At 70.8% G+C, this 19,248-nt stretch carries 15 protein-coding genes; 7 read left to right on the top strand and 8 right to left on the bottom strand.

Annotation, left to right across the window (positions count from 1 at the left end; translation table 11 throughout):
• Positions 1 to 16 precede the first annotated feature (16 nt).
• The gene (locus ACFYY1_RS26535; protein WP_388590031.1) at positions 17 to 787 is read left to right on the top strand and encodes a BTAD domain-containing putative transcriptional regulator; all 771 of its coding nucleotides are present in this window, start codon (positions 17 to 19) and stop codon (positions 785 to 787) included.
• 94 nt (positions 788 to 881) lie between these two features.
• Here ACFYY1_RS26535 and ACFYY1_RS26530 read toward each other — a convergent pair whose 3' ends face one another.
• Positions 882 to 1,748 carry a phosphotransferase enzyme family protein gene (locus tag ACFYY1_RS26530; protein ID WP_388590028.1) on the bottom strand — a complete coding sequence of 289 codons (867 nt, stop codon included), beginning with the start codon at positions 1,746 to 1,748 and terminating at the stop codon, positions 882 to 884.
• A 589-nt stretch (positions 1,749 to 2,337) separates the two neighbouring features.
• Between ACFYY1_RS26530 and ACFYY1_RS26525 the strand changes: the two genes are divergently transcribed.
• Both ACFYY1_RS26525 and ACFYY1_RS26520 read left to right on the top strand, forming a co-directional pair.
• Complete coding sequence (locus ACFYY1_RS26525) at positions 2,338 to 4,200, top strand: ABC transporter ATP-binding protein (RefSeq protein ID WP_388590134.1); 1,863 nt, start codon at positions 2,338 to 2,340, stop codon at positions 4,198 to 4,200.
• 131 nt (positions 4,201 to 4,331) lie between these two features.
• Entirely contained in the window at positions 4,332 to 4,931 is a 600-nt protein-coding gene (locus ACFYY1_RS26520) for an NUDIX domain-containing protein (RefSeq protein WP_388590026.1), read from the top strand.
• Positions 4,932 to 5,080: 149 nt separating this feature from the next.
• Here ACFYY1_RS26520 and ACFYY1_RS26515 read toward each other — a convergent pair whose 3' ends face one another.
• The 6 genes from ACFYY1_RS26515 to ACFYY1_RS26490 are packed head-to-tail and all read right to left on the bottom strand — an operon-like array spanning position 5,081 to position 10,604.
• Entirely contained in the window at positions 5,081 to 5,629 is a 549-nt protein-coding gene (locus ACFYY1_RS26515) for a hypothetical protein (RefSeq protein WP_388590023.1), read from the bottom strand.
• Positions 5,626 to 6,993 carry a molybdopterin-dependent oxidoreductase gene (locus ACFYY1_RS26510; RefSeq protein WP_388590021.1) on the bottom strand — a complete coding sequence of 456 codons (1,368 nt, stop codon included), beginning with the start codon at positions 6,991 to 6,993 and terminating at the stop codon, positions 5,626 to 5,628. The genes ACFYY1_RS26515 and ACFYY1_RS26510 overlap by 4 nt, the downstream gene beginning before the upstream one ends.
• Positions 6,994 to 7,025: 32 nt before the next feature.
• Positions 7,026 to 8,549 carry a glycosyltransferase 87 family protein gene (locus ACFYY1_RS26505; protein ID WP_388590018.1) on the bottom strand — a complete coding sequence of 508 codons (1,524 nt, stop codon included), beginning with the start codon at positions 8,547 to 8,549 and terminating at the stop codon, positions 7,026 to 7,028.
• Complete coding sequence (locus tag ACFYY1_RS26500) at positions 8,546 to 9,271, bottom strand: methyltransferase domain-containing protein (protein ID WP_388590015.1); 726 nt, start codon at positions 9,269 to 9,271, stop codon at positions 8,546 to 8,548. The genes ACFYY1_RS26505 and ACFYY1_RS26500 overlap by 4 nt, the downstream gene beginning before the upstream one ends.
• Positions 9,268 to 9,897: a DUF2064 domain-containing protein gene (locus ACFYY1_RS26495; protein WP_388590013.1), complete on the bottom strand. Its 630-nt coding sequence runs from the start codon at positions 9,895 to 9,897 to the stop codon at positions 9,268 to 9,270. The genes ACFYY1_RS26500 and ACFYY1_RS26495 overlap by 4 nt, the downstream gene beginning before the upstream one ends.
• Positions 9,894 to 10,604 (bottom strand): glycosyltransferase family 2 protein, encoded by a 711-nt coding sequence (locus ACFYY1_RS26490; protein WP_388590011.1) that lies wholly within the window; start codon positions 10,602 to 10,604, stop codon positions 9,894 to 9,896. The genes ACFYY1_RS26495 and ACFYY1_RS26490 overlap by 4 nt, the downstream gene beginning before the upstream one ends.
• 115 nt (positions 10,605 to 10,719) lie before the next feature.
• Here ACFYY1_RS26490 and ACFYY1_RS26485 point away from each other — a divergent pair, with 115 nt between their 5' ends.
• On the top strand, positions 10,720 to 11,445 hold the full coding sequence (locus tag ACFYY1_RS26485; protein WP_388590008.1) for a response regulator transcription factor: 726 nt from the start codon (positions 10,720 to 10,722) through the stop codon (positions 11,443 to 11,445).
• On the top strand, positions 11,442 to 12,560 hold the full coding sequence (locus ACFYY1_RS26480; protein ID WP_388590005.1) for a sensor histidine kinase: 1,119 nt from the start codon (positions 11,442 to 11,444) through the stop codon (positions 12,558 to 12,560). The genes ACFYY1_RS26485 and ACFYY1_RS26480 overlap by 4 nt, the downstream gene beginning before the upstream one ends.
• Before the next feature lie 74 nt (positions 12,561 to 12,634).
• On the opposite strand, the gene ACFYY1_RS26475 is transcribed toward ACFYY1_RS26480, so the two are convergent.
• Positions 12,635 to 13,696: an NAD-dependent epimerase/dehydratase family protein gene (locus tag ACFYY1_RS26475; RefSeq protein ID WP_388590002.1), complete on the bottom strand. Its 1,062-nt coding sequence runs from the start codon at positions 13,694 to 13,696 to the stop codon at positions 12,635 to 12,637.
• Between the two features lie 716 nt (positions 13,697 to 14,412).
• Here ACFYY1_RS26475 and ACFYY1_RS26470 point away from each other — a divergent pair.
• Together ACFYY1_RS26470 and ACFYY1_RS26465 are read left to right on the top strand one after the other, a co-directional pair.
• Positions 14,413 to 15,180, top strand: a complete 768-nt coding sequence (locus ACFYY1_RS26470) for a transposase (RefSeq protein ID WP_388589999.1) — start codon at positions 14,413 to 14,415, stop codon at positions 15,178 to 15,180.
• Positions 15,181 to 15,717: 537 nt separating this feature from the next.
• On the top strand, positions 15,718 to 19,248 hold the full coding sequence (locus tag ACFYY1_RS26465) for a LamG domain-containing protein (protein WP_388589996.1): 3,531 nt from the start codon (positions 15,718 to 15,720) through the stop codon (positions 19,246 to 19,248).

Here is a 19,248-nt window from a genome sequence, read left to right as displayed (position 1 = left end):
TGCTGGAGGGGGACTTGTGAAGTTCGAGATTCTGGGAATTCTTCGCGTCGTCGATGGAGGCTCTCACCGCACGCCCAGCGCCCAGAAGGTCCGTACGCTCCTGACGGCCCTGCTCATACGCCCCAACGAGGTCGTGTCGGCGGAGCAGTTGATGTACGAGATATGGGGTGAGGATCCGCCGCGCCGAGCCCGCGCGGCCCTCCATGTGTACGTGTCTCAGCTGCGCAAGTTCCTCGCGGGCCCCGAGGAACCGGAGGAACGCATCATCACGCAGCCGCCCGGCTACCTCATCCGTGTTCCGTACGGCGACCTGGACGTCAACGTCTTCCGCAGGCACCTCCAGCAGGGGCGCACCCACGCACGGGCCCAGCGCCACGAGGAGGCCACGATCGCCCTGGGCGCGGCACTCAAGCTGCTGCACGGCGAGGAGCTGGACCGTCTACAAGGAGGCAGCATCACCCGGAACTTCATCACGTGGCTGGAGGAAGTCCGGCTCGAATGCCAGGAGATGCTCATCGAGTCGAGCCTCTCGCTGGGCCGGCACCGCGAGTCCATCAGCACCCTCCAGTCCCTGACCGCCCGCTACCCCCTGCACGAGGCCTTCTATCGCCAGCTGATGATCGCCTTCTACCGCAGCGACCGCCGAGCCGAAGCCCTCCGCACCTACCAGGCGGCCCGCGGCACCCTGCGCGAGGAACTGGGCCTGGACCCGTGCGACGCCCTCTACGACCTCCACCACGCCATCCTCCTCGCCGACGACCGCCTCCAACTGCGCCAGGCCGTCTGACCCCGGGGGCAGGCGAGGCCACCCGGCCCCGCCTGCCCCCGGGTACTGGTCCCGGTTGCGCTGGACGCGGGGCGGATGTGACCTTCGGCGATGTCTACAGACCGCCCAGTCGCCTGGTCACCGTGTCGAGTGTCGGCCAAGGAGGACCCTCGCGCAGCAGGCGCAGGAGTTCCTCTCCGAATCGCCTCCCCTGCGGGAACTGGTCGCCGAGCTCCCAGCGCCAGGCGGCGACCATCGCGATGACGAGATGCCGACACTCGTCCAGCAGCCCTTGGTCAACGCTTGGGTAGTGCTCGCAGACCGCCTCCGGAACATGGGCGAGATCGAACTCGACGGGCCCGCGGCAGCACGTCTCGAGGTCGATGAACAACGGGCCGTTCTCCGTGCTGAGCACATTGCCCGGATGCGGCTCGCCGTGGAGCAGCTGCTCCGCGGCGCCGCGGTCGTCGATCGCCCGTCGCAGGCCGGCCAGCCTGCTGCTGAGGAGCGCGCGGTCCGCGTCGGTGAGTTCCGGCGAGCGATCCGGGTCGGCGACAACTTCTTCCGCCTCCGTGATCCGGTCCGTGAATTTCGGGCTCGGAACATCGGCCCTGCGCATGCCGGCGTGCAGCTGCTCCAGCGCCTTGGCGTAGTCGACCGGTGAGGTGCGAGGTGTCACGGGTTCGTAGTAGGTCCACAGCGTCACTGCGAAGCCATCGCGCTCGTACACACGCGGGTCCGCCCGAGGCTCCAAGGGACACACCGGGCATCCGACCTCGGTGAGCCGCTGAGCGAGCTCGACTTCGAACTGCGCCACCTCTTGTCCCACAGGGGCGACCCGGGCGAAGACGCCGCATGGCGTCAGCCGCAGTGCCAGCTTGTTCGAGTTGTGGAGCACGATTGCATCGTTGGCCGGCAGGCCGAGCGATGCGGCGACCGAAGTCGCAGCCGCGGTCGCACGCGTGACGTCGGTCATCTCCATCCTGGAATCCTGGCATGGATGAGCGAGGGCGACACCAACCAGTGTGCCTCCGTACGAGCAACCCTGCGGGGGACGGCGACAGGTACCTCGCTCGGACGGGACTCATCTGCTCGGGCTCAGGAAGCCCTCGGGGGATACGGCCGGACGGACGACCATCCATCGAACGAGGGCGTTTCAAACGCCCCGCACCGTACTCCCCTGCGCGAACCGCGATATTCGCACAGATTTCCAGAATTCCCCTCGCCGTCACCCGTTACGGCGAGCCGCGAGCCACGTTTTTAGTGCACCAGTGCCCCACCGACACCCAGACGGAGGACGCCATGCACACTGGCCCCGCCCCCACGAACCGGCCTCCCGGAATCGAACGGCCCGGCTCGCTCACGCTCGACGTCGGCAGCATCCATGCCTCAGCAGTCCCGGATACGGGGTGGGAGGCATGAGCGAGCCCGATGCATCAGCCCGCAATGTGCCGGGACCGCGCACCACCCCTTCCAGCAACGGCGCAGCCACAACGCCCGGCCGGCCAGAAGGCGCTTCGAGCGGCTCCTCCCCCGGGGCCGGGCCCTCGGCCGATGTCCCCGCCCCGCAGATGCGGTACGTCGATCTGACCGGCAGCCGTGAAGCGGCCGGGCGTTCCATCCGGATGCGTGACATGGCCCGGCGCCTGCCCCGACTGGTGCGCCGTTCACTGGCTCTGGCCTGGCAGGTCGACCGGCGGGCGACCATCGGTCTCCTGCTGTGCCAGGCCGTCGCCGGCGTGATGCAGGCCCTGGGCCTGGTCGCCATCGCCGGCACCTTGACCGCGCTGCTGAGCAGCGGGGACGTCTACCACCGGCTTCTTCAGGCGTGGCCGTCCGTGGCCCTGCTGGCGGGTGCCTCCGGTGTGCGTGCACTTCTGGGGATCACCGTCAACTGGCTGTCCTCGCGGCTGGGCCCGCTGATGTCGCGCGAGGCCGAACAGATGCTGCTCACCGGCTGTGCCGGGGTGGAGCTGTGCGCCTACGACGAGCCCGACTTCAACCGTGATCGCGAGGCCGCCGACCGCGGGGCTCAGGTCACCGGGGATCTGATCGACGAAGGCCAGGACCTGATCGCGTCGAGTGCCAGTTTCCTCGCCGGCGCCATCGTGCTGGCCGGTGTGCACTGGGTCCTCCTCCCGCTCCTGGTGGCGGCCAGCCTTCCGCAGGCCCTGGCCCAGGTCAGTGCCGCCCGGGTGCGGTACCTGGCGAACCTGCGCAGCAATGGCGACAACCGGATGCTGTCGGTGCTGCGGTGGCACATCTTCACGAAGGAGGCGGCCGATCAGATCCGCGCCGGAACCATGGCCGCGTTCCTGTCCGGCCGGTACCGGCAGACAGTTGCCCGGATCAACCGCGAGGACCGGGCCGCGGCCGACACGGGTGCCCGTATGTCTCTGGTCGGTGCGCTGTGCGGAGGCGTGGGGTCCGCGGTGGTGTGGTCGGCAGTTGTGTGGCTGCTGGCCAACGGCCGGATCAGTGTCGGGCATGCGGGGACGGCCGTCTTCGCTCTTCAGACGGTCGGGCAGTCGGTCCGGGGACTTGTGGCCGTCGGGGCGCGCGCCGTGCGCACGGGCCTGTACATGGATGACTGGAGCGGTTTCCTGGACAAGGCCGGCGGGTTCCGCCTGCGTCGGGGTTCGCATCGTCCGGAGGCGCCCGAGGAGATCGTGATCAAGTCGGTCACCCACCGCTACTCGGGCAAGGACGGCAACGCGCTGTCCGACGTGTCGCTGACCCTGCGCCGCGGCGAGGTCACCGCCCTGGTCGGTTTCAACGGGTCGGGCAAGTCGACGTTGTCGAAGCTGGTCAGCGGCTTGTACCTGCCCACCGGCGGGCAGGTGCTGTGGGACGGTGTACCCACCGGCGACGCCGACCCCCAGGCGTTGTGGGAACAGGTGGCTCTGGTGCCGCAGGACTACGCCCACTGGCCGCTGACCGTGCGCGAGAACGTGACCCTGGGACAGCCCACGGCTCGCGGTGACGTGGCGGTGCGTGAGGCGTGCGAGGCTTCCGGCGCCGATGAGGTCGTCGACGGGCTCGGTGCCGGGCTGGACACGCTGCTTGCGCGTGAATGGCTCAACGGGGAGGAGCTCAGCGGCGGTCAGTGGCAGCGCATCGCCCTGGCGAGGGCGTTCTTCCGGGAGGCCGGGCTGTTGGTTCTTGACGAGCCGACCGCGAATCTCGATCCACGGGCCGAGTTCCGGATCTTCCAGCGGCTGCGGGACCTGGCCCGGGACCGGGTGGTGCTGCTGGTGACCCATCGCATCACCAATGTTGCCGTGGCCGACCGGATCGTCGTGCTCGATGAAGGCAGGGTTGTTCAGGAGGGCACCTACCAGCAACTCGCCCAGCAGCCCGGACTGTTCCGGCAGTTGCTGTCCTACCAGGTCTCGTCCGAACCGGACGGCGAGAAGGACGGGACGCGCACATGAGCCGCCCCGTTGCCCTTACGGATGCCCGAGCCGAGGTCGTGCCCTGCACCCGAACGGCCATCGACGGCATCGGGTGATCCCCGGCTGCGCGCCGGGCACCGATCCCGCAACTCACCGAATGGAGAAAGCACATGAGACACGACGCGGCCCCCGCCACCACGATCGGTTCGCCAGGTGCGGCGGCCCGGCGACCGGTGGTCCCGAGTGTGCGGCCGAGCGGTGCGGCCGCCGCGTCCTCGATGACGCCGGAGCAGTACGCCGATACCGTCCCCAAGGCAACCATGTGGGCGTGCCTCCACTTCACCGACGAGGACGACCAGCCGCTCCAGGTCCACTCCGTCTACTCTCCCGCGCACCCGTGGCAGTTGGTGGGCGGCACGACGGACCCCGGCGAAACCCCCTGGCAGACGGCCGTGCGGGAGTGCAGGGAGGAAACCGGAATCACGCCGACCGGGCCACCCCGGCTCCTGGCGGCGGTTTTCGGACCGCCCGGCGGCGGATGGCCCTACAGCACGATCGGCTGCGTCTTCGACGGCGGCCGGCTCACCGCAGCGCAGATCTGTGCCATCACCCTCGCCCCGGAGGAACACGACGAGGTCCGTGTCCTGCCACTGATCGGATGGAAAGAGCTGATGCCGCCCAGCGACTTCGCTCGCCTGTGCGCCGTGGACGAGGCACGCCGTACCGGAGTGGCCGCGTACTTCGACACATGGGGCTGGGGACCCGAATGACCCGGCAGCATCGCATCCGATGTCCGGGTCAACGGTGGCCACGAGCCGGCGCCCCCTGGCCGTGCCGGGTGCCGTTGGGCCACCCATGAACACCACATCAGCGATGCCGAGCTTCCTCCAGGGAGACGGCGCCCTCGACGCACGGCGCCTCACTTCCCGGCTCTGCGCGCCCGCGCCCTGGCCTGTGCGCGGGCGCGGGCCCGAGCTTTCCGCGCGTCCCTGCCACCGATCCAGAGCCGCACGGCCATCACGGCCGCCGAAGCCGCGAACAGGCAGGCGGTGATCAGCAGCCACCGTCCCAGAAAGACATCGGCCGGCAGGTCCGTGGTGATCGTGTAATGGCCGACCTGGCGGAGAATCAGCGGCCAGTACACGAGCAGCAGGACACCGGAGACGAAAGCGGGTACCCGGACGTGATTGACGCCGGCCCGTGCCCTGCCCTCCTCCTTCCCCGGAAGGTGCCCCAGGACCCGTTGGACGGCGAGGTCGGTGACGGCGTACAGCGGCAGGAGGACCAGATCGTGCAGGAGCGCCGCACCGACGAACCACACCGCCACGCCGAGAGTGTCCCCCTTGAGGAGACGCAGACCCGCGTAGCAGGCCAGAGCGAAGGAGGCGAGGACGAGGAGCAGGTGGAGCGGCGACGATCCGTAGCGGCGCCGGAAGGCCGTCGTGAGGGCGTGCCGGGAGGGTGTCATGCCGGTTCCCCGAAGGTGAGGCGGGTGACCCACTTGGTGTTGTGGACCCCCGGAGCACCGGGAATGATCACCCGGGCCGGGTAGCCGTGGTCGTGGGAGAGGACAGCCCCGTTGACCCGTACGGCCAGGAGGGAGCGGGCGTCCTGGACCTGGTGGGCGCTCAGGACGACGGAGCTGAACGATCCGCCCCTCTGGACCGACTCGACCAGGAGGTTCGGGGTCCGTGTGCCGAGGCCGACCAGTGCGGCCAGGTCGGTGAGGCGGACCCCGCTCCAGTGCTGGTCGGGGGTCGACCAGCCCTCCACGCAGGCGATGGGGAGCAGCGCTTCGTTCTGTGGCAGGGCCAGCAGCCGGTCGTAGGTGAGGTCGGTCCGGCGGCCGGCACCCCGTACGGTCAGCCGCCACGCCGGACCGATGTCGCTGGGGCGGATGCCGACGGAGGCGGCGGTCTTGTTGATCTGGAAGCCGTTCTGCCCGGCACCCGGGTCCTGGCCGTGCGGGGCCAGCAGCGCCGTCTGCCGCCACCAGCCGCCCACGCTCTGCCCGGCCGTCACCACGAAGAGCGCCAGCGATCCCAGCCCGACCATCCCCAGCGCGCCCCGCCGGGAGATCGTGGGAGGGGCCGGGTTGGGCGAGACCAGCCCCGCCGCCTCCTCGCTGTCCGGCGGCGGCTGGGACGGCCCGGCGCGCAGGGTCCGCACGGCCCTTCCCAGCCGGAGGACCACGTGGACCACGAAGGCTCCGATGAACACCCAGGCCCCGTAGAGGTGGAGCGTGTAGAAGGAGCCCGGGAAGATGTAGTGGAGTTGCACGTTGAGGATGCCGGTGACGAACTCGAAGCCGGCGCCTCCCACCAGCAGGAGCAGGGAGAGCCGCTCGACGGTCTGGGCCGCCGACCGCACCGGGGGCCACGCGAACAGCTTCGGGATCACCGACCACAACTTCGCCAGCAGCACCGGCACGAGCATGACGCCGAGCGTGACGTGGACGCCCTGGGTGACCCGGTAGAGCCAGTACGGCGAGGTCGGCCAGGAGAACAGGTAGAAGCCGAGCCACCCCTTGTCCGGGGTCTGGTCATTGACCGCCGCGAGGTCCGGATCGTAGGCGGCGTACGACAGCAGACCCGTGACGAACAGGACCGTGACGCCGAAGAGCAGGACGATCCCGAGCACCGCGGTCAGCCACGGGCCACGCAGCGGGCTGCGCCAGAACTCCGGGCGCGAGGGACCGTTCGGCGGGCCGGCCGCCCAGCCGGACGCCAGGGACGCCCGCAGCCGGGCAAGCCGCGTCGGGCCGTCGTCGGGTTCTGTTCCCGCACGCGCCGGGCTGCCCGGTGCGGGTGTACCGCCGCTATTCGCGTCCATGGGGTGCCTCCGCAGATTCCGCATTCCAGGGCTCACCGGGCTTCCCCCGCCGAGAAGAACATGACCCTCCGCAGGGACGGGAGGGCTCGTGACACGCAGGCTCGGAGCGGCTCGTGCCGGGGGCCGGTCTCGCCGCGGTCCGGCTGCCGGGCCTCGTGGTCGCCCGAGCGTGGGGCCTCTGCGCAGTCCGGGGTGCGGCGGGGTCTCCCGGGCCGCCTCCGGGCCGCCCAGCCGCATACGACGGCCAGGGCGGCGACGGCGTACACGACCGTGCCCACGTCGGCCACGGCGCGGTCGGTCAGGTAGGCGGCCGCGCCCGCGACCGCGACGCCCAGCCACTCCCAGCGTCCGTCGAGCGCCACCAGGGCGACGAGGAGGAGGGCGTACCAGGAATAGCCGGGTGTGGTCAGGAGGAACGCGGTCCCGGTGACCAGGAGTGCGCCGCGCCACGGCCGCCGGGGGTCGCCCCGCCGGATCACGTACAGGCTGACGGCGACCATCCCGGCGATCACGGCGGGCAGGGCCCAGGAGTCGGGGAGCAGCAGACGCAGGAGTGCGTAGCGGTTCTTGGAGGAGGCGTCCTGGTAGCCCTCTTCGGCCGCGTAACCACCGAGGTAGCCGAGGACGGACGAGTGGGAGAGGAGCACGTATGGCACGTAGAGGGCTGTGAGGACCGCGGCGGCCGGGAGCAGAACGGCTGCCGCGTCACGGGCGCGGCGTACGCCGGAGAGGGCTCCGGGGATCAGGACGGCCGGCAGGAGTTTGACGGCGATGGCCAGGCCGAGCACGGCGCCGCCCCAGGCGCGGTGGCGGACCGTCAGGCCCAGGGCGGTGACGGACAGCAGGACGGCGAGGACATCGGCATGGGCGTTGTTGACGGCTTCGACGGGGACGGCGGGGCACCAGGCCCAGTAGGCGGCGGTGCGCACATCGCCCCGTCGGCGGAGGATCCGCAGCAGTACCGGCGTGGTGGCCACGGCGAGGACGGCGCCGCCCATCTGGAGGGCCTTGTGGCGGACACCGTCCGGTGAGACGGCGTGAACGAGGAGGAAGTACAGCTCGCCGGCCGGGGGGTAGATCGTGTGGACGCGGGGGCGGTTGATCCGGGTGCAGACGCCCTCGGACACGGCCGTGAGGTCCGGCTTGCCGCACTCCGCCCCGGAGGGGAACAGCCAGCCGTCCCGGTACGGCACGAGGGCGGCGTCGGCCGGGGCATGGTCGTAGGGGGAGATGCCCGCCGCCTGCACGCGGCCGTCCCAGGCGTAGCGGAACGAGTCGGTGCTCGTACGGGGCGCAGCCACCAGGCCGGTAGCGGCGACGGCGATACCGCCGACGAGGACAAGAACGGCGGCGTGCCGTGCGGGCGCCCGGCGCAGAGACCACGCGGCCGCCGCGAACAGGGCCCAGCACGCGGCGTACAGCCAGGACAGGCCCGCCGGGTCCGTGAAGTAGCCGTCCTTGCGGATGGTGAGGACGAGCACCGTGACCAGCGACGTCACGAGGGCACCGGTGATGACCGTGGCCCGGGTGGTGGGAGTGGTCGGCTGTCGTGTCACGGAGCGGCTCCGACCGCGGCCGGGGCGGCCGCGGGGGTGGCGCCACGCGGGGTGGTGGGGACGAGTTCGGCGAAGTGCCGCCCTGTCACCATCCAGCTGTGGACGGCCCGCCAGCCGGTGGCTTCGGCGTGTCGCAGCAGTGCCGTGCGACCTGCTCGGGCCCACGGGAAGGGGGTTCCGAGGGTGCCTCGGCCGTCGTCGAGGCGGACCTCGCACCGCTCGTCGACCTCGACGGGCGCAGCCTCGGCGAGCAGGCGCCCACCGGGGGACAGAAGACCCGCGATGCGCTCCAGGAGGGCTGCGGGGTCGCCGCCGATGCCGATGTTGCCGTCCATCAGCAGGGCCGTGTCCCAGCGGCGTTCGCAGGGCAAGTGCTCGAACACGGAACGGCACAGGGCCGTTCCGCCGCGGCGGACCGTCTGGGACACGGCGGCCGGGGTCACGTCGATACCGAGGGCGCGCCGGCCGCGTTCGGCCAGTGCCGCGACGAGCCGGCCGGGACCGCACCCGATGTCGAGAACGGCCCCGTGGCAGCGGGCCAGGACGCTCTCGTCGGCGGCGTCGGTCCCGGCGCACCAGCGCTGGACGTCCAGCGGCAGCAGCCAGCCATCCGTCCGCCGCAAGAAGAGAGGGCCTTGACCGGTGCGCAGGGCCAGGGCGTAGGGGTCCGCCCGCCACGCCAGGGACGGCACGCCGAGCGACTGGGAACCGGTGCGGGTCATCGTGCCGCCGGCAGGTCGGCGGCAAGTTCCCGGTAGCGAGCCGCGAACCGCCCGGTCGGTGCCGAAGCGGCGACCTCGGCCGCGTCGGCCGCGGTGTCCACGTCCCGCAACCGGGGCAGCAGTGCGGTGCGCAGTCCGGCCGTGCGCAGCCGCTCGTACTGCACCGCTCCGGTCTCGGGTCGGGACATGGGTACGCCGAGCAGGAGGGCCGGGTCCGGATCCGTCAGGCCCAGAGCCCAGAAACCTCCGTCCACCGCCGGTCCGAACCAGGCGTCGCAGGTGTCGAAGGCCAGGGCGGGTGCCAGGAGTTCCGGGGTGACCTGAGGGGTGTCCATGCCGATCAGCAGCGCCGGGCCGGTACAGGCCGCGAAGGCGGCCGCGAGCCGCTCGTCGAGTCCCCCGCCGCACTGGGGTACGACCTCGAAGCCGGGCGGCAGCCACGGACCCGGGGCTCCGTCCAGAACCAGGAGGTGCCGGTCGGCGGGGGCCGACGCCGCGGCCGTCAGGGTGTCGGCGAGCGCGGCCTCTGCCAGGACCGCGGCCTCCTCGGGGGAGAACGGCGGGGTGAGCCGGGTCTTGACCCTGCCCGGCACAGGCTCCTTGGCGATCACGAGCAGGGTGGTCATCGCGCGCCCCCGGCGGCCTCGGCGACGGTCCTGACGCGCGGCTCGGCAAGCACGGCACGCATGTCGCGAACCGCCCGCCAGGTGCCTCGCCAGGTGCCGGTGACCTTCGACTTCCCGCTCCGCGGAAGGTAGGGCACGTCCTCCTCCCGCACCCGCCAGCCCGCGTCCGCGGCCCGGACGACCATCTGCAGCGGGTAGCCGGAACGCCGGTCGGTCAACTGCAGGCTCAGGAGTGCCTCCCGTCGCATCGCCCGCAAGGGGCCGAGGTCGTGCAGATGGAGCCCGGTGCGCCGGCGCAGCATCCGTGACAGTGCGGCGTTTCCGGCGCGGGCGTGCGCGGGCCAGGTGCCCCGGCCCTGAGGCCGGCGCCGCCCCAGCACCAGGTCGGCCTCCCCGGCGGCGACGGTGGCGACGAAGCCTGTCAGCCGGCCGGGGTCGAGGGAGGCGTCGCAGTCGCAGAAGCAGACGTACTCGGCTCCGGCGGCCATGAGACCGGCGTGGCAGGCGGCGCCGAAGCCTCGCCGGGACTCGGTCACGACGGTGGCTCCGAGGGAGCGGGCGAGGTCGGCGGACCCGTCGGTGGACCCGTTGTCCACGACCAGGGCCCGCCAGCCGGCGGGGATGCGGGCGAGGACCCAGGGCAGTGCCTCGGCCTCGTTCAGACAGGGAAGGACGACGTCCACGGTGTGTGCTGTCACACCTGCCACCGTAGGAATTCTCGGCTGACATATCGGACAACGACTCCTTACGAAACGCGGACGTCGGCCGTACGGGCGGCTTCGGAGCGGACGGCGGGGGCCGGGTGGTGCCAGGCTTGCGGCCATGAGCACGTCTGCGCCCACGCCGCCCGCCCGCGTCCTCGTCGTCGACGACGACCCGACCGTCGCCGAGGTCGTCACCGGCTATCTGCGCCGCGCCGGCCACAGCGTCGACCACGCCGCCGACGGCCCCGCCGCCCTCGACTCCGCAGCCCGCCACGACCCCGACCTGGTCGTCCTCGACCTGATGCTCCCCGGCATCGACGGGCTGGAGGTGTGCCGCCGGCTGCGTGCCGAGCACCCCGTCCCAGTGATCATGCTGACGGCGTGCGGGGACGAGAACGACCGGATCTCGGGCCTGGAACTCGGCGCCGACGACTACGTCACCAAGCCCTTCAGTCCGCGCGAACTGGTCCTGCGCGTCGAGTCCGTACTGCGACGCAGCCGCGCCACCGCCCCGGCTGCCACCCCCACGCTGCTGCGCGCGGCCGGGATCAGCGTCCGCCCCGAGACGCGCCGGGCCACCAAGGACGGCCGGGACCTCACCCTCACCCTGCGGGAGTTCGACCTCCTCGCCCACTTCCTCACCCACCCCGGGCGGGCCCACGGCCGTGAGGAGCTGATGCGCGACGTGTGGGGCTGGGACTTCGGCGACCTCTCCACCGTCACCGTCCACGTACGCCGTCTGCGCGCCAAGATCGAGGACGACCCGGCCGAACCTCGCCTCATCCAGACCGTCTGGGGAGTCGGCTACCGCTTCGAACCGACGGGGCAGGAAGGCGTTCGATGAAGGACGTCCTGCTCATCGCGGTCCTCGCGCTCGGCGGCGCGGCCTGCGCCGGCGCGCTCGGCGCGGTTGCGCTGCGTCTGCTGCGGCACCGGTCGGTCGCCGTCTCCCTGACCGTGGTCGCCGCGGTCACCGTCACCGCGATGCTCGCGGGCACCCTCGCCGTCGCCCGGGCGATGTTCCTCTCCCCGCACGACCTGACCGTCGTGACCCTCGTGGCCGCCATGACCGCCGTGGTCTCCCTCGGCACCGCGCTCGTGCTCGGACGGTGGGTCGTGGCCCGCGGCCGCGACCTCGCCCGTGCGGCCCGGGACTTCGGCGACGGCGGCAGCTTCGCCGCACCGCCCGCCCGGCCGACCGCGGAACTGGCCGCCGTCACCCGCGAACTCGCTGCCACCAGCGCCAGACTCACGGCCTCACGGGAACGCGAACGCGCCCTGGAGACCTCCCGCCGCGAGCTCGTCGCCTGGATCTCCCACGACCTGCGCACCCCGCTCGCCGGCCTGCGGGCCATGGCCGAGGCCCTGGAGGACGGGGTGGCCGCCGACCCCGCCCGCTACCACCGGCAGATCCGCACCGAGGTCGAACGCCTCGACACCATGGTCGGCGACCTCTTCGAGCTCTCCCGCATCCACGCCGGCGCCCTCGAACTGACCCCCAGCCGCTTCTCCCTCCAGGACCTGGCGGCCGACGCCCTGCTCGGCGCCGACGCACTCGCACGTGAACGCGGCGTCCGGCTGTGCGGCGACGGCATCGCCCACGTACCCGTCGACGTGGACGGCAAGGAAATGACCCGCGTCCTGGCCAACCTCCTCGTCAACGCCATCCGCCACACCGCCGCCGACGGAACCGTCGCCGTACGCGTCGGCCGGCGCGAGGACACCGCCGTGCTCTCCGTCACCGACGGCTGCGGCGGCATCCCCGAGGAAGACCTGCCGAAGGTCTTCGACACCGGCTGGCGCGGGAGCCCCGCCCGTACTCCCCCCGCCGGCGCAGGGCTCGGGCTCGCGATCGTACGCGGCATCGTCGAGGCGCACGCAGGGCAGGCACGGGTGGACAACGTCCCCGGCGGCTGCCGCTTCGAAGTGACCCTGCCCCTCGCCGGCACGAACGCCTGACGGTCCCTTCGCCGGCACGAACGCCTGACGGTCCCTTCGCGGGCACGAACGCCTGACGGTCCCTTCGCGGCCGGCTACCCCACCCCGGCCGACGCCCGCTGCCCGGCGCGGGCGAACTCGGCCATGCCCTCGGCGAAACCGGTCCCGGGACGCCAGCCCAGCTCACGCCGCAGCCGGGACGAATCCGCCGTGATGTGCCGGACGTCGCCCAGGCGGAACTCCCCCGTCACCACGGGCGCCGGCCCGCCGTGCTCCGCCGCGAGCGCGGCGGCCATCTCCCCCACGGTGCGGGGGTCGCCGCTGCCCACGTTGTACGCCCTGTGGCCACCGGCCGGCAGCTCCCCGACGCCCGCGAGCACGACCGCGTTGGCCGCGGCGACGTCGCGGACGTGGACGAAGTCCCGCCGCTGTGCGCCGTCCTCGAACACCCTCGGCGGCTCGCCCCTGGCCAGCGCCGACCGGAAGAACGAGGCCACACCCGCATACGGGGTGTCCCGAGGCATCCCGGGCCCGTACACATTGTGGTAGCGCAGCGATACGGCCGTCCCCCCGACGGACCGTGCCCAGGCCGCGGCCAGGTGCTCCTGCGCCAGCTTCGTCGTCGCGTAGACGTTGCGCGGGGCGGCCGGGGCGTCTTCTCCGACCAGCCCCGGCACCAGTTCGGCCCCGCAGCGGGGACAGCGCGGATCGAAACGGCCGGCCTCCAGATCCGCCACCGCCCGCGGACCCGGGCGCACCACCCCGTGCTCGCCGCACTCATAGCGCCCCTCGCCGTACACCACCATCGACCCCGCCTGCACGAACCGGCTCACCCGGGCCTCGGCCATGCCGGCCAGCAGCACCGCCGTCCCCAGGTCGTTGCAGGCGACGTACTCCGGCGCGTCCGCGAAGTCCTTCCCCAGGCCGACCATCGCGGCCTGGTGACAGACCGCATCCACACCCCGCAGCGCGCCACTCACCACCTCCACGTCCCGGACGTCGCCCCGGACGAACTCGACGTCCGGCACCTGCGGGGCCTGCGGATGGGCGGCCGGCAGCAGCGCGTCGAGCACCACCGGCGTGTGCCCCTCGGCCGCCAGCGCGGCGACCACCTTCGAGCCGATGAACCCGGCTCCTCCTGTGACGAGTACTCGCATACCCGGCACGCTACGGAATCCGGTCCGGCCACGGCCGTTCCCGCACCGGGCCGTAAGACTTACGTCATGGTCGGGAGGATCACTCCGCGAGGCTGCGCTCCCCGCGAGGCAGGTCCGACAGGGGACCCGGCACCAACTGCCCGGCCCGCAGGGAGATATGTCTGCGGGAGGCGGTCGACATCGGCGGCAGCCCCCATGGCCCCCAAGAACGGCCGAGGGCCGGTTTCGGATTTCTCCGAAACCGGCCCTCATTGCGACTGTCTCCAGTCGGGACGACAGGATTTGAACCTGCGACCCCTTGACCCCCAGGAGTAAGGGTCAAGGGTATTTTCTGGATATAGCAGACTTAATCCGGGCGCACTGAGTGCACGTGACGGCCCGTCGTGCACCGTCGCGCACACCGTGTGGTCCCCAGCTGGTCCCCAACTCACGTCCGGACCCAGCCCCATGCCCCTCGGCAATCCTTGCGAGCGACAACGAAGCAGCGAACTGCCCCGCCCTTCGAGGCAGTCTGCCGATACCATCCCGTTCCTGGGCTGGGGACTCCATTCATGGGTGTGTGTCAGCCTCATGGCGCTCCATCGCAGCCGCCCTCGTCCCAGGCGATCGTCTCTCCTTACGACACTTCGGCCCGCTACGCACGCCACGGGCACGTCATCAGTTGGAAGGGGTTCTCCGCTCACCTGACCGAGACCTGTTCTCCCGACGGCCCGAATGTGATCACGGATGTGGTCACCACCGCGGCCACCACCCACGACAGTCAGGTCCTGCCCGGCATCCACGCCCGCCTGGCGCGTCGCGGGTTGCTGCCCGCCGAGCACCTGGTCGACGGCGGCTACACCTCCCTGCCCCACCTGGCACAAGCCACCCGTGAACACCAGGTCACCGTCTCAGGGCCGCTCCGGAGCAACCCCACCCTCCAGCACCGTCGGAACGAGGGCTTCGCCCGGGACGACTTCCACATCGACTACGACCGCCAGCAGGTCACCTGCCCCCAGGGACAGGTCAGCGCGGGCTGGCACGGCCCCTACCCGACCTCCTCGCCCACCGCGGCCCCGCTGATCGTGGCCAGGTTCACCAAGAGCCAGTGCCGCCCCTGCCCGGCCCGCGCGCAGTGCACCAGCACCGCAGACAGTGCGCGCACTGTGGGCTTTCCCCCGCGAGAACTCCGCGACCTGCAACTTCGCGTCCGCACCGAGCAGCAGACACCCGAGTGGAAGGCCCGCTATGCGGTCCGCTCCGGAGTGGAGGGCACGGTCAACGAGTTCGCCCACGGCCACGGCATGCGGCGCTGCCGCTACCGAGGACAGGGAAAGGCCCACATCCAGCACGTCCTGACGGCCATCGCCGTCAACATCGAGCGCCTCAGCGGACTGCCACCGGACGAGGAAACCCCCGCACCCCGCCGACCGACCGCCTTCCAGGACTACCTCGACCAGCGCGAGATTCCCCGGCTGAAGTCCTGGCGAACCTTGGGCAGCTGACCTCGGCGACTCCAAGATCCCCGACAGAGTCAAGCTAGTACTGAGACCGACTTGTTGGGCAGCGAGAGGGCCGTCGCACGGAGTTGGTGCAGCGCGTCCCTGGCCGCGCAGGAGTTACTCCCGCCGGACGGTCCGGTTCTGCTCCGATTTCCACCCGGATGCCTCGGCCTTGCCGTCCCTGCCTGCACCAAGCCCGGGGATGTCTCGTCCAGTTCGTCGCGGTCCCTGCTGGCCGAAATAGATCAATGTGATGCACGACACGGTTGACCACCATGCTTGATCAACACATGATCCACACAGATTCTTTTAAAGAAAAACTAAGGGGATGGGTGGGGCGTGTTTACTCAGGGACGGGGGCACAGCTGGCGTCAGGCGGTGCGAAGTTGGGCCGTAGTCGTCGCACTTCTGGGGAGTGCGATTCCAGTGGTCGGGGTCGGAGCTACCCCGGCAATCGCCCATGCCGGAGCGGCCTCGACAGCGGTCGACGGGACTCCTGAGTCGAAGGCTAGTGTTCTCGCGGAGGAGACCGGTGAGCGAGTGGCCGTGGACGGGGCGACTACCGAATCGTCCCAGGTCTTCGCCAACCCGGACGGCACCTTCACGCAGGAAATGAACGCGGCTCCGGTCCGTGCCCGGACGGACGTCGGTACCTGGGCACCCATCGACACCACCCTCGTTCGCGAGACCAACGGCTCTGTGCGGGCGAAGAACACGACAGCTGGTCTCACTTTCTCCGGCGGCGGCAGCGGGGATGGACTGGTCACGCTGAAGGATGAGGGACACGAGCTGCGGCTCGGCTGGCCCACTGAGCTCCCGGAGCCCCAACTCGACGGCGACGCCGTCACGTACGCCGGGGTCCTCCCGGACGTCGATCTGAAACTGACTGCGCTGAGCTCCGGCTACACCTCGGTGCTCGTGGTCAAGACCGCGGAGGCGGCAAAGAATCCGGCGCTCGAGACGATCAGAATGAGCGTCTCTGGCACCGGTCTGGACATTGCCCCGACAGCCGATGGCGGTTTCGTCGCGCGCGACGGCGACGGATCCCCGGTCTTCGAGAGCCCGGCAGGGCGGATGTGGGACTCGGCCGGTGACAGCCAGGCAGCGGGCATCACCACGCAACTCGACCGCACCGTTTCAGCAGAACCTGAGGGCAAGCCGCAGGTGACGGCTTCGGTCCCGTTGTCTGCCGCCGGGGGTGAGCCTGGGCCTTCGGAGGGCCCCAGCAGTGGTGACGCGGCTGCCGAGCTCCCGCTCAAGCTCGCTGGCACCACCCTGGAGATCACCCCTGATCCGGCCCTGCTCCACGGCGAGGACACCGTCTTCCCGCTCTACATCGATCCGCCGACCAAGGGCATCGCGCTGGGCGACTGGACAGCCCTGGCCTCCAACGGCACCAAGTACTGGGAGTTCGACGGGGACAAGGGCGTGGGCCACTGCTCCAACTACGCCGGCTACCTCTGCTCCAACAGCCCGTACACCCAGCGCATGTACTTCGAGTACCCGCTCTCGTCGATCCACGGCAAGAAGATCCTGGACGCGACACTGGAGGTGTATCAGCTGTGGACGTTCACCTGTGATCCGCACTGGTACGACCTGAGCCACGTCAACAAGGGCATCTCCTCCAGCACCACCTGGTCGACCCGCCCCGCCGCGGACGACCTGATGGGCGACCGGAACGTGGCCTACGGCCGGGGCAGCCTGTGCGACCCGTCGCAGCCGGCGAACTGGGTACGCTTCAGCGACAACGTGGGCGAGGAGACCAACGAAAACCTGACGACGACCCTCGCGTCCCACGCCGCCAACAAGTCGGCGCAGATCACCTTCTCGCTGACCGCACACGACGAGTCCGACGCCGCCGCCTGGGCACGGTTCCGCAACGACGCGAAGCTGTCGGTGACCTACGTCTCCTACCCGGACAAGCCGACCTCGTACGGCGTCCAGCAAGGCACCACCGGGCGAGCCTGCAACGCCTCCACGCTGCCCTTCGCCACCAGCGACACCACGCCGAAGATGCTGGCCACGGTGCAGTCGGCGGACGGCGCCAACGCCCAGGTGCGCGCCCTGTTCGAGGTATGGAAGGGCGACGGCTCCAGCCGCGCCTGGTACGCGGCCTCGCCGGACGGCGCCTGGGTGGCCGACAACGCCCCCCGCGACGCGACCTCCAGCGCGCTGCCGGCACAGACGGACTACCGGATGCGGGTCAAGACACAGGCTTACTACAAGACGGACCGAGGCGTCACCGGTGTCCTGGACTCGTCCTGGTCGTCCTGGTGCTACTTCCGGGTCGACACCGATTCGCCGCCACCTCCGGTGGTGACCAGCGCGGACGGCGTCTACAAGCCGGCCGAGACCGATCCGGCCGCCGGCGGGGTAGGCACGTCCGGCAAGTTCACCTTCACTCCCGCGGACACCGACCCCACCACGCCCGGCATCCAGTCGGACGTTGTCAGCTACAAGTGGAAGCTGAACAGCGGCGTAGTCTCGGCCCCGATCACCGTCGCCAAGGGCGCGGCCACCACTCAGACGATCACGCCGAATCAGGCTGGTGAGAACACCATCCAGGTCTGGGGCTTCGACGCGGCCGGACACAGCTCGCTCACCGGCTACTACAGCTTCCTCGTGAAGGGCGCAGAGAAGCCCTCGGGGATCTGGCACCTGGACAACGCCCTCACCGACGCCACCACCGCCACCCAGCACCCTTTGACCTCCTCGGGGGCCACCTGGGACACCCTGGCCCGCAGCGGCTCCGGCGCGGCCAAGTTCAACGGCACGAGCGCCTACCTCTCCACCCCCGGCGCGGTACTGGACACCACCAAGTCCTTCTCCGTCTCGGCCTGGGCCCGTCTGGAGAAGAAGGACGTCAACTACACCGTTCTGTCCCAGGCGGGAACGAACGCCTCCGGGTTCCAGCTGTACTACTCCACGGCCGCCAACGCCTGGGTCTTCAACCGGCACCAGACGGACGTCTCGGCTCCGGCGATCACTCGCTCAATCGGAGCGAAACCGCCGGTTCTGAACGCCTGGACCCATCTCGCCGGTGTCTACAACGCGGCGTCGCAGACGATCCAGCTCTACGTCAACGGCGTCCCGCAGGGCGAGCCGGTGCCGTTCACCGTGACCCCGTGGAAGGCGTCCGGCGGACTGCAGGTCGGCCGCCTCTGGGCCTCGGCGACCGGCAAGGAGAATTTCGCCGGCACCATCGACGAGGTCAAGGTCTGGTCTCGCACGCTTGCGGACACCGAGGTCGCCCACGACGCCTGGCTGGAGGACGAGGACATCAGCGACGGCACCGCCGGCGACCCGGTCCCTGCACTCGTCGCCAAGTGGGACGCCACCGACATGGCCAACGCCGCCGGCACCACGGTGAAGGACACCAGCGGCTTCGGCCGGAACCTGACACTCAACGGTGCCGCGCTCACCAAGTTCACCACCGGAGACCCGGATATCGGAGAAGAGGTCACGACCACGCAGTCGATGACCCTGAACGGCACCAGCGCCTACGCCACCGCCGCCGGCCCGCTCCTCGACGACTCCGGTTCGTTCACCGCAACCGCCTGGGTCACGCTGGACCCCGCCAAGCTCGCCGACACCACCAAGTCATACGCGGTGCAGGTGTTCGGCCAGTCCGGGACGAACCAGTCCTCCTGGGGCGTCTGGTACGAGCAGCCGGCCGGCAGCGCCCAGGGGCGGTGGACGTTCGGCCGTCCCGACAAGGACGGCACCGGAGCCGCCTGGACCGAGAGTGAATCCACCGCATTCACCACCGCTCAGCTGGGAGTGCCCGTCATGCTGAGCGTCGTCTACGACGCCCAGGCGACAGCCGACCCCGAGGACACATCCAAACTCGGCGCGCTCAGGCTGTACGTCGACAGCGCCCTGATGGGCGACGAGGACGGCGTGCCGTACACCACTTCCTGGCAGAGCGGCGGAGCGTTCGAGATCGGCCGGGCGAAGATCAACGGCGCCGCCGCGCGCTACTTCCCCGGAATGATCGACAGCGTCCGTGTCTGGGCCGGAGCCACCTCCACCGACACCATCGCCAACCGGCACAACATCGAACAGCGGTAG

This window comes from Streptomyces sp. NPDC001890 (assembly GCF_042891445.1).
In the GTDB taxonomy this organism is placed as follows: Bacteria; Actinomycetota; Actinomycetes; order Streptomycetales; family Streptomycetaceae; genus Streptomyces.
The sequence above is the reverse complement of the archived record's forward strand: the minus strand, read 5'-3'. Positions and strand labels throughout refer to the sequence as shown.

What these genes read in the sequence shown, in the direction of transcription:
- ACFYY1_RS26510 (WP_388590021.1), bottom strand. Translation starts at nt 6,993, where the DNA reads ATGGACGCGAATAGCGGCGGTACACCCGCACCGGGCAGCCCGGCGCGT.
- ACFYY1_RS26515 (WP_388590023.1), bottom strand. Translation starts at nt 5,629, where the DNA reads ATGACACCCTCCCGGCACGCCCTCACGACGGCCTTCCGGCGCCGCTAC.
- ACFYY1_RS26495 (WP_388590013.1), bottom strand. Translation starts at nt 9,897, where the DNA reads ATGACCACCCTGCTCGTGATCGCCAAGGAGCCTGTGCCGGGCAGGGTC.
- ACFYY1_RS26520 (WP_388590026.1), top strand. Translation starts at nt 4,332, where the DNA reads ATGAGACACGACGCGGCCCCCGCCACCACGATCGGTTCGCCAGGTGCG.
- ACFYY1_RS26530 (WP_388590028.1), bottom strand. Translation starts at nt 1,748, where the DNA reads ATGGAGATGACCGACGTCACGCGTGCGACCGCGGCTGCGACTTCGGTC.
- ACFYY1_RS26500 (WP_388590015.1), bottom strand. Translation starts at nt 9,271, where the DNA reads ATGACCCGCACCGGTTCCCAGTCGCTCGGCGTGCCGTCCCTGGCGTGG.
- ACFYY1_RS26480 (WP_388590005.1), top strand. Translation starts at nt 11,442, where the DNA reads ATGAAGGACGTCCTGCTCATCGCGGTCCTCGCGCTCGGCGGCGCGGCC.
- ACFYY1_RS26525 (WP_388590134.1), top strand. Translation starts at nt 2,338, where the DNA reads ATGCGGTACGTCGATCTGACCGGCAGCCGTGAAGCGGCCGGGCGTTCC.
- ACFYY1_RS26485 (WP_388590008.1), top strand. Translation starts at nt 10,720, where the DNA reads ATGAGCACGTCTGCGCCCACGCCGCCCGCCCGCGTCCTCGTCGTCGAC.
- ACFYY1_RS26475 (WP_388590002.1), bottom strand. Translation starts at nt 13,696, where the DNA reads ATGCGAGTACTCGTCACAGGAGGAGCCGGGTTCATCGGCTCGAAGGTG.